At 69.6% G+C, this 16,927-nt stretch carries 14 protein-coding genes; 1 reads left to right on the top strand and 13 read right to left on the bottom strand.

From position 1 onward, the window contains the following. Positions 1-74: 74 nt before the first annotated feature. The 9 genes from ACFSE6_RS12160 to melA all read right to left on the bottom strand — a co-directional run bounded on the left by ACFSE6_RS12160 (position 75) and on the right by melA (position 11,837). Positions 75-1,493 carry a PepSY-associated TM helix domain-containing protein gene (locus tag ACFSE6_RS12160; protein ID WP_388007182.1) on the bottom strand — a complete coding sequence of 473 codons (1,419 nt, stop codon included), beginning with the start codon at positions 1,491-1,493 and terminating at the stop codon, positions 75-77. An 899-nt stretch (positions 1,494-2,392) separates the two neighbouring features. Further along, a complete protein-coding gene (locus ACFSE6_RS12155) occupies positions 2,393-3,409 on the bottom strand; it encodes a hypothetical protein (RefSeq protein ID WP_388007179.1) in 1,017 nt (338 codons plus the stop codon). Then, positions 3,409-3,903 carry a hypothetical protein gene (locus ACFSE6_RS12150; RefSeq protein ID WP_388007176.1) on the bottom strand — a complete coding sequence of 165 codons (495 nt, stop codon included), beginning with the start codon at positions 3,901-3,903 and terminating at the stop codon, positions 3,409-3,411. The genes ACFSE6_RS12155 and ACFSE6_RS12150 overlap by 1 nt, the downstream gene beginning before the upstream one ends. Positions 3,904-3,964: 61 nt before the next feature. Then, positions 3,965-5,689: an ABC transporter ATP-binding protein gene (locus ACFSE6_RS12145; protein WP_388007173.1), complete on the bottom strand. Its 1,725-nt coding sequence runs from the start codon at positions 5,687-5,689 to the stop codon at positions 3,965-3,967. Further along, on the bottom strand, positions 5,686-6,825 hold the full coding sequence (locus ACFSE6_RS12140) for a P-loop NTPase family protein (RefSeq protein ID WP_388007170.1): 1,140 nt from the start codon (positions 6,823-6,825) through the stop codon (positions 5,686-5,688). Before ACFSE6_RS12140 ends, ACFSE6_RS12145 begins: the two co-directional genes overlap by 4 nt. 475 nt (positions 6,826-7,300) lie before the next feature. Beyond that, entirely contained in the window at positions 7,301-8,128 is an 828-nt protein-coding gene (locus ACFSE6_RS12135) for a carbohydrate ABC transporter permease (RefSeq protein ID WP_388007167.1), read from the bottom strand. Beyond that, positions 8,125-9,075 carry a carbohydrate ABC transporter permease gene (locus tag ACFSE6_RS12130; protein ID WP_388007164.1) on the bottom strand — a complete coding sequence of 317 codons (951 nt, stop codon included), beginning with the start codon at positions 9,073-9,075 and terminating at the stop codon, positions 8,125-8,127. Before ACFSE6_RS12130 ends, ACFSE6_RS12135 begins: the two co-directional genes overlap by 4 nt. Next, a complete protein-coding gene (locus ACFSE6_RS12125) occupies positions 9,059-10,363 on the bottom strand; it encodes an ABC transporter substrate-binding protein (protein WP_388007161.1) in 1,305 nt (434 codons plus the stop codon). The genes ACFSE6_RS12130 and ACFSE6_RS12125 overlap by 17 nt, the downstream gene beginning before the upstream one ends. 97 nt (positions 10,364-10,460) lie before the next feature. Then, entirely contained in the window at positions 10,461-11,837 is a 1,377-nt protein-coding gene (melA, locus tag ACFSE6_RS12120; protein WP_465254151.1) for an alpha-galactosidase, read from the bottom strand. A 99-nt stretch (positions 11,838-11,936) separates the two neighbouring features. Here melA and ACFSE6_RS12115 point away from each other — a divergent pair, with 99 nt between their 5' ends. Then, positions 11,937-12,800 (top strand): helix-turn-helix domain-containing protein, encoded by an 864-nt coding sequence (locus ACFSE6_RS12115; RefSeq protein ID WP_388007155.1) that lies wholly within the window; start codon positions 11,937-11,939, stop codon positions 12,798-12,800. Positions 12,801-12,803: 3 nt separating this feature from the next. Here the strand turns inward: ACFSE6_RS12115 and ACFSE6_RS12110 are convergent, their stop codons facing one another. From ACFSE6_RS12110 to ACFSE6_RS12095, 4 genes are read right to left on the bottom strand one after another with little or no spacing between them, the layout of a single operon-like run. Beyond that, positions 12,804-13,274 carry a thioesterase family protein gene (locus ACFSE6_RS12110; RefSeq protein ID WP_388007152.1) on the bottom strand — a complete coding sequence of 157 codons (471 nt, stop codon included), beginning with the start codon at positions 13,272-13,274 and terminating at the stop codon, positions 12,804-12,806. Continuing rightward, entirely contained in the window at positions 13,271-14,164 is an 894-nt protein-coding gene (locus ACFSE6_RS12105; RefSeq protein ID WP_388007149.1) for a beta-keto acid cleavage family enzyme, read from the bottom strand. Before ACFSE6_RS12105 ends, ACFSE6_RS12110 begins: the two co-directional genes overlap by 4 nt. Beyond that, positions 14,161-14,649 carry an acetone carboxylase subunit gamma gene (locus ACFSE6_RS12100; RefSeq protein WP_388007147.1) on the bottom strand — a complete coding sequence of 163 codons (489 nt, stop codon included), beginning with the start codon at positions 14,647-14,649 and terminating at the stop codon, positions 14,161-14,163. Before ACFSE6_RS12100 ends, ACFSE6_RS12105 begins: the two co-directional genes overlap by 4 nt. A gap of 44 nt (positions 14,650-14,693) precedes the next feature. After that, positions 14,694-16,889 carry a hydantoinase B/oxoprolinase family protein gene (locus tag ACFSE6_RS12095; RefSeq protein WP_388007144.1) on the bottom strand — a complete coding sequence of 732 codons (2,196 nt, stop codon included), beginning with the start codon at positions 16,887-16,889 and terminating at the stop codon, positions 14,694-14,696. Between the last annotated feature and the right edge of the window lie 38 nt (positions 16,890-16,927).

Below are 16,927 nucleotides of genomic sequence, written 5' to 3'. Positions count from 1 at the left end.
GCTACCTCACCCGCCCCGGTCTCCTGCCGCAACCGACGTTGCCGTGCCGGCAAATCCGCTCGACCGTCCGTCGCCTAGGAGCCTCGCGTCCGCCGTCGGAAGGTGACCAAGGTGTCGACGACGGCGAACGCCACCAGGCTCAGGCCGAACAGCGGAAGGAACACACCGACGGCGACGCCGCAGGCGACCACGAGGCAGATCGCCCACCACGGCGCCCGCACGAGCGCACCGGGCTCCGGTGGCGGGCCGGGCCGCCACGTCCCCGGCGGGCGCGTCGGTCGCCGCTGCCACCACATGCGGTAGCCGAGAACGACCATCGTGGCGATTCCCAAGGCCACCGCTATGAGCAGGATCTGATTGGGTAGCCCGAACATCGTTCCCATGTGGATGTCGACACCCCAGCGCGCCAGCTTGGCGGGCAGTGAGAACTCGGAGAAGTCCACCCGATCCGTGACCTCGAGCGTGTCGCCGTCGACCGCGACCGCGTCGACCTCGGTGGGGTAACTCCGTTGGATCTCGGTGACTGTCCAGGCCTGGCCTGCTTCCGCCGGGGGCATGATCTCGACGTGCCCGCTGTTGATGTTCGCCTCCCGCCCGGCTGCCAGGACGTCGTCGATCGTCCCAGCATCGACATGGGAAGCACCCGGCTCTGTCATGTGATGACCCGCGTGCGGATCTGCGGACGGATCGGCGTCGGCCGTGAGCTCGGTGGAGACAGCGGGAGTCTGCCAACTCAGGGCCGCTCTGAGGTCAGTGACGTGAGCGCCGGCATGCTGGGACCAGGTGATCCCGGTGGCTGAGAGGAACAGGGCACCCAGAGCCACCCAGATACCGATCGAGGTGTGCCAGGACAACGTCCCACGGTGGCCCCGCCGAGTTCTGGCCGGTATGAACAGCTCGCGACGATGCCGGGTGGTGCGCCACCGCTGCAACCACAGCACGACTCCGACGGCCGCGACGATTCCCACCCAGCTCGCGGCGAGTTCGCTGTAGTGGCGGCCGACGTCGCCGAGCCCGAGGCTTCGGTGGAACTGATCCACCCACGTGCGTAAGGGCAGGGCTCCACTCGTGCCGTAAACGGGCAGGTCACCACGCACCTCGGCTGTTACCGGGTCGATGAAGATGGCGCGTGTCTGGCTCTCGACCAGGCCTTCGCCGGTGAACATCACGCGGGTGGTCTCGCCCGGTTCAGGCGCCGGCCGGACTGCGACGAGTTCGCCGTCCTCACCGACGACCTCTTCGGCTGTGGCAACCTGCTCTGCAAGCGGGAGGGGTGTCCCCGTGCCGGGCGCATGCAGCTCGTGGTCGTACACGAGTTGTTCGAGTGTGGTGGTGATTGCGTAGCCGGCGCCACTCAGGGCGGCGACGAGAATGAAGGGGCCGACGAGGATGCCGGCGTAGAAGTGCAGGCGTCGTAGCAGGTCGCCGAACCACGGCGGTCGGTCCGGACGGTTCTGCTCGGAGGCACGAGACTGCGTATCGGTGGTCACCATCGTCCGACCTCCGGACTGCGGTCACCGAGGGATATGGGGTGGGCTGGCGTCGATACGCGATGAGCGGCGACGCCGGTCAGAACTGAACAACGGGCACGCATGATCGTCCTTCTGAGTCGGTACGGCGCTGTACGCAGGCGTGCGCCGGCAGACGTCAGGTGCGTCCGAGCTTGCGATCCGGGCCCCGGGCCGTCAGCACGCCGTGCCGCTCATCGGCACGGGTGACGTCTGCGCACAGCCGGTGTCGTGAACGGGCGATCGCGGTGGCCCACGTCGGCTCGCAGTGTCGCTCGAGATCCGTGGTGAAGCCGGAAGGAGCGGCCCGGTCGCGGTCACTCGGACCCGTCGAAACCTTGCTCGGCAGTTCAACACCGGAACTCGGAAGACGATCGCGGGAGCGGTGTACCGCAGCAGATGCTGGAATGCCCGGTCCCCGTGGATCAGGAGCAGAGCGCTGAGAATCGTGGCCACGGCGTGCCCGGCGAACATCACGACGGAGTCGTGCTCCAGCTGGGCACCGTGACCGACCGGACCCGCCGGGGGCGAGCCAGCAGCCCCCGTGTGATCACCGACGGACGTGGCGAGGCTTCCACCGGCGCCGCGTCCGCTGCCCGCAGCGGCAGCCTCATACGCGAGATGGAGCACAACCTGTCCGGTGGAAAGTGCCGCCAGCACTGCCGGGAAGGACAGCCGCCGGACGACAGCCACGCAGCCGAGCTGAACGAAGACACCCAGGAGGAAGAGCACCAACGGCTCAGGCAGGCTCCCCCCAGCCACGAGGTGTGCCCCGGTAGTGAGGGCAAATACCCCCGCGTTGACCATCCCGGCACGTGCCAGGCGGATACCGCCATGCTGCGGATCCGGCATGCCCGCACATTATCGGACGACGCAAGTCCTGCCTATGTGCCGATACGCCGCCCGCGACAATGCCACTTTCGCTTCGGTTCCGCCGCCTCGTCGGCACGGCAGAACCGTGATCTTACGAGACGTGACCCGGCGCCCACTCGCGACAGCCGGTCGAGTTCCTCCCAGGGGACCAGCGAGGCGTAGGCGACGCCCGAGAGCTGGTAACGGAACGTGATGTCCATGAGCGCCTTGATGCCCCAGTGCATGCCGAGGGCGGAGATTGCCCACAGCCTGGCCAGACGCGGGTGGAGCAGCGCGACCGGCGCGCCGAGCTCGATCGCCAACGACGGGCCGGCCGCCAGGGCCCACGGTGTGCGGTGGCCGTACAAGGCCTTGCCGAGCGGGGCGGCCGAGGACCCGAGCACCTCCTTGCGCAGGGCGTCCGCCGCCACCTGGCTCCGCAGTGCCGCACCGGTCCCCCAGCGCCAGCCCAGCGGTCCGGTCACCTTCGCCATCCCGGCGAGCCAGTACGTCACCGCCGTCACCCCGGAGGCGACGTGTGCCGGATAGCCGTAGCACCAGTGCGGGGCCGGCGTCCGGGCGCCTCGACGCCCCCGGACGAGAGCGTCCACGCTCCAGGCGTCGGCCGAGGGACTCACCCCTGCGATCACGGTGTGGAGCACGGTCGTGTTGTCGCTGTGGAAGATCATCGACCACGAGTTGCGGTAGCTCACCGTCCACAGCAGGAGGGCGGCGTGCGCCGGGCCGGTCACCCGGTGGCACAGCCCCACGGTGAACGCCGTGGCCGCCGCAAGCTCGGCGAGCACCAGGCCGTCGGCGACCGGCGCGGGAAGTGGCCGCCGGAGCACGCGGACCGGACCGACAGGCGCGAAGAGCGCGGGGTCGGTGCGATGCACCGTGGCGAACATGCGCCGACGGGGAAGGAGGTAGGCGAGGGTGTAGGCACCGAGCACGATCCGGGATCCGGCGAGCCGTTGCGGCGGCGCCGCTTCGAACAGGCGCCGTGCCGCCGCAGCGGCCCACGCGCGCGGTCTCGTCCGTCGTCGCATCATCCCGCCTTCCGCTCGTCGTTCTCGCCCTTGCCGCCGGTGCCGGTGGTCGCGGACGTGCTCGCCCGGCCGAGTACCCGTCGCCGGCTGGGGTCGCGGCGCCCGGCGAAGAAGTCGTCGTAGACGTAGGTCGACCGGACCACGCGGATCCCGCTCGGGACGTCCGGGTCGGCCGAGAGACGGCGGAGCACGTCCTGGGCAAGCTCCTCGGCACCGCTGCGCGAGGCTGCCCGCCGGGCGATCTGGCGGCGGACCTGATTGAAGCCGCCGGCGCCCAGGCGCCGGTAGCTCACGTTCCGGCTGGAGTCGTCCGCGTAGTCGGCGAGTACGTGCACCACGTGTCCGTGCGGGCGGCGCCGCGCGGAGAACATCGGATAGTACGAGAGGGGGAAGTCGTCATGCTTGTCGGTGCGCCAGTTCTCCCGCACGGGTGCGGCGACCGCCGCCACCAGCGCCGCGCCGAGCACGAGGGCCAGCGCCTTGGATTCGGTCATGGTGTTCCTCCTTGACTTCCAGCCCGCGACGTCGCGGGCGGACTCACGGCGGCCGGCTCGGTCATCGAGCGACCGCCTCGTCGGTCGTGGCGAGAAGGCGTGCAGTCGGGCCGCCGCGTTCGAGCAGTTCGCCCGGCGGCCCCTGCTCGACGAGCCGGCCCTCGCTCAGATGCCAGACGACGTCGGCGATCCGCACGAGATCGGGCCGGTGCGTGATCACGAGGGTGGTGCCGCGCCGGGCGCGGACCGCCGCAGTGAGGATCTCTTGGGTCTGGCGGTCGAGATGGGCGTCCGCCTCATCGAGCACGAGAAGGCGCGGGTCGCCGAGCATCGCGCGCGCGAGTTCGATGCGGGCGCGCTGCCCCGAGGACAGCAGGCCGCCCCCCTCGCCGACCCCGGTCTCCCAGCGTTCGGGCAGGGCGGCGATCACCGGGCCGAGACCGCACGCCTCGAACACGGCGACAACCATCGGCAGCGTCGCCCGCGGGTGCCGGTACGTGACATTACGGCGAACCGAGCCTCGGATCAGTGGCAGATCCGGGCTCATCACCCCGACCTCGTGCCGCAGCGACTGCAGGTTCACCTCGCTGAGCACCTTCCCGTCGAGCAGAACGGTGCCGCTGTCCGGGTCGACGAGCCGGGCCGCGAGCGCGACCAGACTCGACTTGCCGGCACCGTTCGGGCCGACGATCGCGACGACCTGCCCGGGCTGCGCGACGGCGCTGATCCCCCGGACCCCGGGGTCGAGGTGGACGTCCCGCAGTTCGAGCCGTCCCGCGCCGTCGGGAAGGTCCGGCAGCGCCGGGTCGTCCGCGAGCGGCTCCAGGGCAAGGAAGCGGCGTGCGGCCTCTCGGGCCACCCGCGCGCCGGTCGCGTACTCGGCGACCCGCCCCAGATCGCGCAGGTACGCCGAGAGCAGGCCGACGACGGCGAGCGCGCCGACCACCGCACCCGGACTCGTGGAGCCCTGCCGGACCTCGACCGCCCCGACGAGCACGACGGCGACGGTCGCCAGCCCCGCTGTCGCCTCGGCGACGGCGCGTGCCGCTCCTGCGGCCCGTGCCCGGTCCACCATGGCCTCGGCGACACGTCTGCTCTTGCGGCCGACCCGGCGGCTCTCCCGCCGCGTCTGCCCACCGGTTTGAACAACCCCGACGTTGATCAACCGTTCGGAGACCTCGCCGGCCAGGCGTGCCCGCCGCCGGCGGGCGCGGCGGGAGGTCACGACCAGTCGGTGACTGGTCAGGACCGTACCGGCGGCGCCGAGCGTCAGGACGCCCGCCACCGCCAACGTCAGCCCTGGCGCGGTCAGCGCGAGGGTGATGACGACGAGCCCGACCGCGACACCGGCGACGGTCAGCCGGGCGAGGCCGAGGCTGACCCAGGAGCGCAGCGCGTTCAGGTCGCCGACGAACCGCATGAGCAGGGAACCCGAGCGCCGCCCACGCAGTGCGCGCGCCGGAACGGTGGTGAGGTGATCGAAGAGCAGCGCCCGAACCTGGGTGACGTACCGCTGGCCGAGACGCTCCGCCGTCACGCGTTCGGCCGCACGACACACGGCGGTGATCAGCACCGCGCCGAGCAGACCGCCGAGGAGGAGCACGAGCTCGCCGGCCGTCGGTGGTGTGAGCGTCCCGGCCGCCCATTCCGCGACGAGCCGGTCGAACGCCCACTGCACGATCTGGGCGAGGCCGACGGCGCCTGCGGCCTGGCCCACGCCGATGGCCACCAGGGCGGCGAACAGCAGGCGCCGGCCGCGGGCGATGGGGCTCGGCAGGTCTGTCATCCGGCGGCCTCTCGCCGTTCGAGGAGCGTCCGGACGAGGTGTGCGGCTCGGGTGGCGTCGCTGAGGGCCGAGGAGTCCCACACCGGGTGGTCGATGACGGCGGTGAACTCCCGCGTGCCGAGGACGGACGCGCTGAGCACTCCCGTGACGGCCAGCGGCTCGAACCCCTGTTCACGCAGCCAGCCGTACCCCGCGGTGGCGCACAACGGGTCCGTGGCGGCGAAGAGGATGCCGTCGTGGCGGGCGCGCACGGCCGGGTGGCGCAGGAGCGCGGCGGTCTCCGGCTGGTAGATCCCGTCCGCGACCTCGATCACCGCGACGTCGCAGCCGGCGGCAGCGAGGTGGTCCACGCTCTGCTCATAGATCCGCACGAGTTCCTCGAGGGGGACCTGCCAGGTGCTGGGATAGCCCGCGTGGGTGAAGTCCACGACGGGGCGTGCCCCGTTGTCGTGGAAGGCCCACATATCGTTGCCGGCACCGGTTCCGGTCACCTTGGCCGCGCCGACCTGGAACCCCGCCGCCCGCAGGCCACGGCAGAGCATCGCACCTGTCGTCGTCTTACCGGAGTTCATGGACGAGCCGGTGACGAGCATGACCACGGGGTCGACGCCGCTGTGCGGCGTCGTCGGGAACCATGCGCCGTCGGTAGTGTTCAGGCGCCGGCCGCCCGCGTCGAGCAGGATGCCGATCGGCTCGATACGGGTCGCGTCCTTGACCTGGGCGTGCTGGCTCAGGACGCGCCCGGCGATCCCGCCGGCCGCGACGAGCTCGCACGGCCCGAGGTCGTCCGGCACGACGGCCTCGAACTGGTCCGGTGCGTACCGCGTCCCGTACGCGGCGACGACCTGCACCCCTTCGGTGAGCGGTGCCTTCCGCCCGTGCTGGTTCTCCAGCCGGGCATGCTGTCCGACGCCGGTGACGGCTGCCAGGACGAGGTCCCCGAAACGCGGGACGCCGTCGGTGAGAACTGCGCGTGCCCGGGTGAGGTCCACCCGGCTCGCCGAGTAGGCCACGAGGGCGTGGGCCAGGCCGGCGGGCGAGAGCACGACCGGGACATCGGACTGTCCGGGCCGGCCGGTGTGGGCGGGGCGGGCGAGGTTCTGGGACGTGAGGTGGGTGATCGATGCTGACCGCATGGAGGCTCCCTGGGCCGGACCACGAATATTTCGGACGACAAAAAGTCCATCGATCCACGATGAATTCACCATGAGGTCCGGATGAGAGTTCTTTCATCTCTTCGCCGCATTCTCGGCGCCACCTCAGACCTCCGTTCGACGCACTGTCGGCGAGTCGGCTCTTGCGGTGTCGTGACAACGGTTCCGGCTGGTGCACAGGTCGATCGACAATCCGGCGACGAATACTTGTCAGCCAAATTTATGAATCGTTCACCAGGCATCCACCCTGCCGTTTCCGACAATTCTTCTCCTGGCCTTCTCCCGGTTGCGAGAAAGCGGAACGCCATTCTGCGTCGTCGCATGGGGCCACCCGCGAGGCAGGGCCGCACACCTCCCGGACCGCAGGATCACCCGGTGGGCATGGCCGCCGCCAGGGAGGAGCCGCGCGCCGCGGGCACCGACCGAGACCGTGCCGCCGAGCAGAGGAGTTCAGGCGCTATTTGATGCCCGTGTTCGCGATCCCCTGCACGAACTGGCGCTGGAAGACGAGGAACACCGCCAGCAACGGCAGCACCGTCACCGTGGCGACGGCCATGACCGCGCCCCACGGCGAGGAGAACGCCGGGTTGTTCGTCAGCGTCGAGAGCCCGACCGGCACCGTGAGGTTCTCGTTGCCCTGAAGCACGACGAGCGGCCAGAGGAAGTCGTTCCACCGCGTCATGAACCCGAGGATCACGAGCACGCCGATCAGTGGACCGCAGGTGGGCAGGACGACGCTGCGGAACGTGCGGAACTCCCCGGCGCCGTCGAGCCTGGCGGCCTCGAGCAGCGGGTCCGGCACGCCGAGCATGAACTGGCGGGCGATGAAGATCCCGACGACGTCGAACAACGTCGGCAGGATGACCGCCCAGGGTGAGTCCACCAGGCCGATGCGCGCGACGACGAGGAAGGCCGGCACCAGCGTGACCTGGATGGGCATCATGATCGTGACGAGGAACGCGGCGTAGATCAGGCCCCGGCCGCGGAAGCGGAACTTGGCAAGCGCGTAGCCGGCGAGCAGGGAGACGCAGACGCTCAACGCGGTCCCGACGCCGGCCACGAGCAGCGAGTTCGTCAGCCATTGCCATACCGGCTGGGTGGCGAAGACCTCCGCGACGTTGGCCATCGTCGGCTCGTCCGGCCAGAGATAGAACTCCCGGCTCTGCGACTGCCCGCCCGGGGTCAGCGCCGAGACCACCATCCAGTACAGCGGGAAGACCATGATCGCGGCGAGCGCGGCCAGTGCCGCCGTGAGCAGCCACCGGCGGTTGCGCGTGGTGGTCATAGCAACTCCTCCGCCCGTCGGGACGCACGATGTCTGAGCAGGGTGAAGACGAGCAGGATCGCGACGAGGAGCAGTCCCAGCGCCGATGCGTAACCCATCCGGGCGTCGGCGAACGCCGACCGGAAGATGTACTGGATCAGCACGGTCGTCGAGAACCCTGGGCCGCCGCCGGTCATCACGTAGATGACGTCGAACGCCTGGATCGAGAACACGACGTTGAGGATCAGCAGGATCGACGTCGTCGGCCCGAGGAGCGGCCAGGTGACCCGCCGGAACCGCGTCCAGGGGGAGGCGCCGTCGATGGCGGCGGCCTCGTGCAGCTCCGACGGGACGGACTGGAGCGCACCCAGGTAGATGATCATGCAGAAACCGATCCGGGTCCACACCACCACGACGACGAGCGTGAGCATCGCGAACCTGGGTGAGGTGAGCCACGGGACCCGGTCGAGACCGGCGATCTCGAGCAGGTTGTTCAGCACCCCGTAATCGCCGTTGAAGATCCACGACATCACGACCCCGACGACGACGCCGGCGGCCACCATGGGGACGAAGAACGCCGCCCGGAGCAACGACCGGCCGGGGAGGGGGCGGTTCAGCGCGACGGCGAGGCCGAGACCGGCGAGCATCGCCGTCGGAACGGTTCCGGCGGTGAAGACGACGGTGTTCACCAGTGCGGTGCGGAGCAGGCCGTCGCCTGTCATGGTGGCGAGGTTGTCGAGCCCGACCCACTCCCCCTCCCCGAGGGTGGCCGTCTCCTGGAAGCTCAGAGTCACCGCGATGACGATCGGCACCAGGGAGAAGGACAGGAACAGCAACGCCGCCGGACCGATGAAGAGATAGGGCGCCACCGCGCGGCGGCCGGTGGCGCGGCGTCGGTGTCCGGAGGGGTGTGTCGGTGCCGCCGCGGCCGGCTCCCGGACGCGGATGGCGTCATCGCTGCGTGACACTGCGCATCGCCTCCATCATCTGCTCGGACGTCTCGCGCGGTGTCAGCTCGCCGAGGAAGCACAGGTCGGCGTAGTCGGCGAAGACCATGTTCAGCGAGCTGAAGTACTGGCCGGTCTCGGCGCGGACCAGCTCGATCGGGATGGTCGTGCCCTGGTCGATGAACCGCTGCATCGTCTCGACGTTGTCGGCGTAGTCGATGTCCTCCGCGGTGAGCGAGGACCGGGCGGGCAGCCAGTTGCCGTCGTGACAGAACCGGATGACGTTCTGCCGACTGGTCAGGTACGCGACCAGCTCGGCCGCCAGCTCGGGGTTCTTCGACGATTTCGTCACCGCCAGGGCGTTCCCGCCCAGGTCGGACGCCTCGCCCACGTTCCGGATCATCGGGGCGGTGCCCCACTCGCCCGGCATCTCCTCGTCGAGCTGGGCGATGGACTCCGGGTTGTTGAGCATCATGCCGATCTGGCCGGTGAGGAAGAGGTTGCGGGCGACGTCGCCGCCACCGGACTTGGACATGTTCGATGGGGAGACGAGCCCGTCGGCGTACCAGCGCCGTCCGAACTCGAGCGCGCCGACCGCCTCGGGGGTGTCCATGCTGGGTGTCTCGCCGTCGTCGCCGAGGAACGCGCCGCCGTTCTGGTAGATGATCGGCAGCCAGCGGTAGGCGGTCTCGGAGCCGGACCAGCCGTACCCGAAGGCGTACTGGCCGGTGGCCTGCTGCACCTCCCGCGCGATCTCCAGGAATTCGGGCCACCGCCACGCGTCGGCCAGCGAGGTCGGCGGGGTGACGCCGATCCGGTCCATGACGTCGCGGCGGTAGTAGGTGATGAAGTTGTCGGTGTGCTGGAAGACGCCGAACAGGCCGTTCTCGCGTGCACCGATCGCCCAGAAGGCGTCGGAGTAGTCCTGGCGGTAGCTGTCCGGGACGGCGGCGGAGATGTCCAGCAGGCTTCCGTTCGCCGCGTACCGCCCGATCTGTTGCGGCGTGATCCGGATGATGTCCGGTGCCAGGTCTGCGGCGAGCCTGGTGATGAACCACTGGTGGAACTGCCCCGTGGTCACCTCGACGGCCACGCTCGTGCCCGGATGGTCAGCGACGAAATCGTCCGCGATGCGCTGGTAGGACTCCAGGTCGAGCGGAATGTTCCAGGACGAGAGCCGAAGGTGCGTGGTCCCGGTCGGCTCGCCGGAGCAGGCGGCGAGCGCACCGGCCATCGAGATCCCGGCCACCGCCAGGAACCGGCGCCGGCTGAGGCCGGTACCTGGCGGCTGCCTTCCGGTGATGTGCATGGCTGGTCCTCTCCCTCGAGGCCTCGCACGACGGTGTGAATGGATGCCGACCGGTCAGGCATGGATGCGGACCGGCGACAGACGGACCGCTGACCCGCTACGGGCGCAGCGGCTCGGGGAGGAGGGCCGCGTGCGCCTCGAGCAGTTCGTCGGTCATCGCGTGGATCTGCTCGAGGGTCAGCAGCGCCCCGGTCAGGGGGTCGAGTGCGACGGCGTGGTAGACGTTCTCGCGGTCCGACCGCAGTGCCGCCCGGACCGCCAGCGTCTGGACACCGATGTTGGTGCGGTTGAGCGCGGCGAGCTGCAACGGCAGCTCACCGACCGCCGTGGGCTGGACGCCGCCGGCGTCGACCAGGCACGGCACCTCGACGCAGGCGTCCTCGGGAAGGTTGGAGATGAGGCCCGGCTCATTGGGCACGTTCCCGTGGATGACGGCCGGGGCTCCGGTCACCATGGCGTTGACGATGCTGGCGCCGTACTCGACCGACGGCGCGAGGTGCTCCTTGAGCTTGGTGAGCTGGGCATCGACGTCACCGCTCTCGTCGTGACCGGCGCAGATCTCGTAGTAGTCCCAGCGCTGGGGGATGTACTCCTCGACGAGTTCGGGGGTCTTGCGGAAGTACGGCAGGTACTCGGACGCGTGGTGGCTGGACTCGGTCTGGAAGTAGCCGAAGGCGTCCATGATCGTCGTGCGAACCTGCTCGTTCCCGCCCTCGTAGGTGCTGGCTTCCTCGGCCGCCTCGCTGTGGTCACCGTCGTCCGCGACGAGGCCGGCGGCCGCCTGGCCGCGCAGGTGCCGGGCGCGCATGGTCTCCCGCAGCCGGGGATACAGGTCCTCGCCTCCGCGGCGAAACTCGAGCACCCACGCCTGGTGGTTGATCCCGGCGCACCGGTAGCTGACCTCGTCGTAGGGGACGTCGAGGGTGCGGGCGAGCATGCGCGTCGTGCCCTGCACGCTGTGGCACAGGCCGACGGTGCGCAGCCCTTGGGCGTTCAGGAACGCCGTCGCCATCGCCATCGGGTTGGCGTAGTTGATGAACTGGGCGTCGGGGCAGACCTCCCGGGCGTCGGCGGCGATGGCTTCGTAGGCCGGCACCGAGCGGAGGAAACGGAACACCCCGCCCGGGCCGACGGTGTCGCCGACCGTCTGGTCGACGCCGTAGCGGCGCGGGATCTCGACGTCGTGGCGGTAGGACTCGATCCCGCCCACCTGGAAGGTGATGATCACGAAATCCGCCCCGGAGAGCGCCTCGCGCCGGTCCGTCGTCTCCTCGACGACGGCGTCGAACCCGTGGTGGTCGACGAGGTCCCGGGCGGCACCGGCGACCCGGGCGAGCCGGTCGGCGTCGATGTCCATCAGGGTCAGGCGCGCCGACCGTAGCGCGGGAAAGCTGAGGAGGTCCCCGATGAGGCGGAAGGGGAACACGAACCCGCCGGCGCCGATGATGGTGATCTTGGGCTGCGTCGTCGTCATCGCCATGACGGTCAGGCTAGGGCTGCGTCACTCGGCGAAACCTCCGTGATCGAGCACAGATCCTCCGGGATCCTCAGGTGTGTCGCTAGACTCCGCCGGGTGGGCAAGGACGCACCGGAGACCCCTCGCGTCTCCGCCGGGGTGATCGAGATGGACCCCGCTCTCTGGGTCCGTCGGGGGGATCCGCCCACCATGGACCGGCCACACCGGCACGACGATCTCGAGGTCAACGTCGTGTTGCGCGGGCGTCTGGACTATCTGTTCGGCGGCTCGCGCGTGTCCGTCGAGGCGGGGCACGTCGCCGTGTTCTGGGCGGCCACCCCGCACCGCCTCATCCACCCCCACCGGGGCGACGTGTGCTGGGTGCACATCCCGCTCGCCACGGTGCTCAGCTGGTCCTTGCCGGAGGACGACGTCTCCACCCTGCTGCGGATGGACCCCGTCATCGCGCCGGTGACGGCCGTCCCCGGTGATATCGAGGCGCTCTTCGAGTCGTGGCGCGACGAACTGACCGGGGACCACACCGAGATCGCCCTGCTCGAGGCTCAAGCGGTGGTCCGGCGAATCCTCACCCGCCACCGGCAATCACCGCGCGGCCGCCAGGAGGGCGGCTCCCCGACCGTCGACGGCGAACGGCCGGCCGCCGTGGAGCACGTCGCGACCATGGCGCGATACATCGCGGCCTCGTTCCGCGACCCCATCAGCCCCTCCGACGTCGCGCGGACGGTCCACCTCGCGCCCACCTACGCGATGGGCCTGTTCCGGCGGATCGTCGGCACGACCGTCGGCGGCTACCTCCTGCGGTGCCGGGTGGCCGAGGCGCAACGGCTGCTCATCACGACGGCGCAGACAGTGGGCGAGATCGGCTACGCGGCCGGGTTCTCGTCGCAGAGCAGCTTCTACGAACACTTCCGCCGCATGTGCGCCTGCTCGCCCGGCGAGTACCGGCGCCGGCTGCGCTGAGGCTCAACGAGCTGAGGAGGCCGGACCGACAGCGATCGCCCGGCCGGCGTCCGGTACGGGCTCGGTCACCAGCGCGTCGATGCGCTCGACCACGTCCGCCGGGAACGGCGCCGATCGGCCCTGCGCCACGTGAACGCCGAGAATCTCCTCGCTCGCCCGTAACGTGTCCGCGCACCACATCTCATGCCAGATCCGCAGGAGCTTGTCGGTGGCGCCGATCACCGCCGAACGCACCTCCAGCTCGGCCCCGGACAGCACCTCGTCCAGGTAACGCACGTGCGCCTCCACCGTGTAGAGCGAGGCGCCCTGCGCCGCGCGGTAGTCGGGGCCGAGACCCACCTGCTCCATCACGGAGTCGGTGGCGTGCCCGAACACCAGGACGTAGTAGGCCTCACTGAGGTGGCCGTTGTAGTCGATCCACTCGTCGCGGACCAGTTCCCACCACGGCGAGAGTGCCGCAGGCCCCGCGCTCACCGCGGCGTCCCGCCCGGCAGGTCGAGGACCTCGCGGGCGTCGTCGGGTGTGGCCACGGAGGCGCCCATCGACTCGATGATGGTCCTCGCGCGCTCCACCAGCTGAGCGTTGGTCGCCTTCACCCCCTTGCTGAGATACAGGTTGTCCTCCAGACCCACCCGGACGTGGCCGCCGAGCAGCACGGATTGCGCCACCCACGGCATCTGCATCCGGCCCAGCGCGAAGGAGGACCAGACGGCGCCGGCAGGCAGCTGCTCGACCATCGTCGCCAGCAGCCGCGGGTCCGCCGGGGCGCCGTACGGGATGCCCATGCACAGCTGGAACATGGCGGGAGCGTCGATCAGGCCCTCGTCGACCAGCTGCTTGGCGCACCACAGCTGCCCCGTATCGAAGATCTCCATCTCCACCCGCACGCCCAGCTCCTGGATCCGCTTCGCGCCGTCGCGCAGGATGTCGGGCGTGCCGACGTAGACCAGGCTCCCGTCGCCGAAGTTGAGGCTCCCGCAGTCCAACGTGCAGATGTCGGGATCGACCTCGCCCACGTGCGCGAGTCGTTCGACACCGCTGACGAGATCGGTCTCGGGCAGGATCGTGGTCGGCTGCTTCGCGTCGAGGTAGAGGTCGCCGCCCATGCCGGCCGTCGTGTTGACCACGACGTCGACCTCGCTGGCACGGATGAGGTCGACCGCTTCGCGGTAGAGCTCCACCTCACGCGAACCTTGGCCGCTCTGCGGGTCGCGCACGTGGACGTGCACGATCGCCGCCCCGGCACGCGCGGCCTCGATGCCTGACCGGGCGATCTGCTCGGGCGTGACGGGCACATGCTCGGACTTGCCGACGGTGTCTCCGGCGCCGGTCAGGGCGCAGGTGATGATGACGTTGCGGTTCACGGCACCGGCCTCCCGAGCCAGTCCTGATAGAGGGCCTCGAGGTCGGGGAGGAAGTCGAAGACCACGGGGAACCCGGGCGGCGCGGCCTCGACCTCGAGGAGCGTGAGGCATCCCGGGCACAGGAACTCGCGCAGCTCCATCCAACTCGCGTCGCAGGCGAACCGCCCGGGATAGATCTCCTCGATCGACTCCTGGTCGTCCCGTACGCGGATCCGCGCCTGCAGCTTCCAGTTCTCCCGGTAGTCGCCGAACTCGTGACCGCAGTCGCACTTCACGACGCGCCCCTCGGCTCCCTTCACGATGTACAGGTGCTCGCCGATGGGCAGCAGAATCTCCTCCGGCCACGGGACCCGCTGCTGGAGCACCTCCAGGTAGGTGTCGAACCGGGTGTCGTCCTTGTAGCCGCTCATCATCTGTTTTGTGGCCGGCCACGGGAGGGTCCCATCGATCAGGTCGCCGATCGCGTGGGTGTCGTAGCTCGTCATTGCTCCGCCTTCTGTCGGTTGGGTCGCTTCGGGGTCCGTACCGCTCACCGTGTCGGCTGCGCCTCGAACTCGAAGTCCTCGGGCAGCTGCCAGAACTCGCGGAACTCCGCGGCGAACCTGCGCGAGAGGGACATGCTGTCGCGGTACATCTCCGCAACCTCGGGGGCGAGATCCTTGCGCCGGATCCGCTGGCTCTGCTGCTGGATCCACTCGCTCACCGGCACACTGTTCTCCCGGCGGCCGCGGACGATGCCCTCACGACGCGCTCGCGTGGCTTCCTCGTCCACCTCGGTCCCCTCGACCACGACACCGGTGACCGCCGCTGCCACATCAGCGGTGACATACCCGTTGGCGACGTCGCGTGCGACGGCGCCGGGGTCCCGCTCCAGCGGATCGCCGTACCCGCCGCCACCGTTGTAGGAGTGGGCGAACAGGTCCCCGTGGCGCAGCGGCGTGGCGAGGTAGGGGCCTTCCTCGACGTGCGTCGTGCCGTCGGCGAACTTGGCCAGGTCCGACTCGTGCGGGTCGGATCCCAGCGAGTGCGGGAGCGGCTTGCGCTCGGCCGCCCGCTCCGGGATCCCGGCATCGTGGGTCGAGTGGTGCAGCTGCACGGTCGGTGCCGGGTAGCCGCCGCACATTCCGGCGTTGTCGAAGACGCGGCTGGAGTGCTCGGAGGTCGCGGCGATCAGTTGGGAGGAGTTGTTGACCAGCCACAGCGACTCGAACCCGCAGCCACCTCGGTAGCGGCCGAAGCCGCCGGAGTTCGGGCTGATGCTGCGGCCGAGGTAGACCATGGGCATGTCCTGTTCCCAGACCTCCATGTTGCCCATGTCGGATTCGGGGTTCCAACCGACGTAGGAGGTGTCCAGGCCGTCCTTGATGCCCAGGGCACCGCTGCCGGCTGCCGCGCACTCGAACAGGGCGATGCCGAACTGCCCGCCGTACTGACTCTCGCCACCCATCTCGATCATCGGGCTGTTGACCTGGCCGACGAAGACCTCTTCCTTGAAGCCGCGCGCCAGGAAGCCGCGGCTCAGCATGCGTTGGAAGACGCCGTACGCCGGCAACAACAGCGCCCACGAGGTGGCGGTCGCAACGGTTTCACGTTCGGGATTGGTCCATGTCCCCGACGGCAGGTTGAGCTCGGTGGCGAGCCAGGCACCGTCGTTGACCTTGCCGTCGTAGTTCATGTGCTGGGTGAGCGTGACGAACATCCCGCCGTCCATGCCGGCGGGTGTGCAGTTCATCGAGTGGTAGCCCCAGGAGTTGGTGCCGTCGAAGTCAATGCTCAGCTTGCCCTCGGCGGAGACCTCCATCTCCATCGGGATGGCGTAGAGCCAGTTCTTGTTGCCGAGGGGCAGGACGCCGTTCTTGCCCTCGGTGACGTGGCCGAAGAAGGTGTGGCCGCGGTAGCGGCCGGGCACCGTCAGCTGCCGCATCCGGGAGAGCTGGCCGCGCCGTCCCTCCTCGATGAACTCCTTGGTGGCCTGCTTGTAATAGTCGACACCGACCTGATCGACCAGGTCCAGCACCTGGTCGCGCACCTCCAGGCAGGCCGCCACCTTCGCCTTCTCGTCGAGCACCCAGTAGATCGGCATCCTCAGGTTCCGCTCGAGCCGGATGAGGTAGTCGCGGCGCAGCTCGTCGTTCTCCCCCACCTTCTCGGCACAGACGAACAGGCCCTCGGTGTACCGCTCCTGCGCCAGGGCGACGTCGCCTCCCGGGGTGATGCCACCCACCTCGAGCTCGTGACAGACGGCGGCGACCCAGCCGATGAGCTCCCCTTCGTGAAAGATCGGGGTGACGTCGATGACGTCGGGAGCCTGGACGGTACCGATGAAGGCGTCGTTGTTGGCGAAGATGTCCCCGTGCCGGATGCCGGGGGACTCCTCGTAGTCGTTCTGGATCATCCACTTGATGAACCGACTCGCGGTGTGGACGTGCACCATGATTCCGGTGGACAGCGCGATCGCATCACCTTCCGGCGTGAACAGCGCCACCACGCTCTCGCCCACCTCGCGCACGCCGGGCGAGGCGGAGATGCGCCGCGCCATGTCGCGCGCGTTGACCACGGTGGAGCGCAGCTTCACATGGAGGCTCTCGTACTTGATCGGGTCGTCCTCGCGCAGCTCGAGCGTGTCGATGCCCGCGTAGTTGCCGGTCTCGGCAAAGATCCGGTCGCCCGCGAGCAACCGGTCGTGCAGCGTCGGGTTCTCGGTGGTGGGGTCGGTGAGAGTCATTGGCGTTCCTTCGTCTCCGGAGCTCGAACGGGTGCGCG

The sequence above is a fragment of the Georgenia deserti genome, from assembly GCF_042680605.1.
In the GTDB taxonomy this organism is placed as follows: Bacteria; Actinomycetota; Actinomycetes; order Actinomycetales; family Actinomycetaceae; genus Allobogoriella; species Allobogoriella deserti.
Note: the sequence above shows the minus strand (reverse complement) of the source record. Positions and strands in the feature narration are given on the sequence as shown.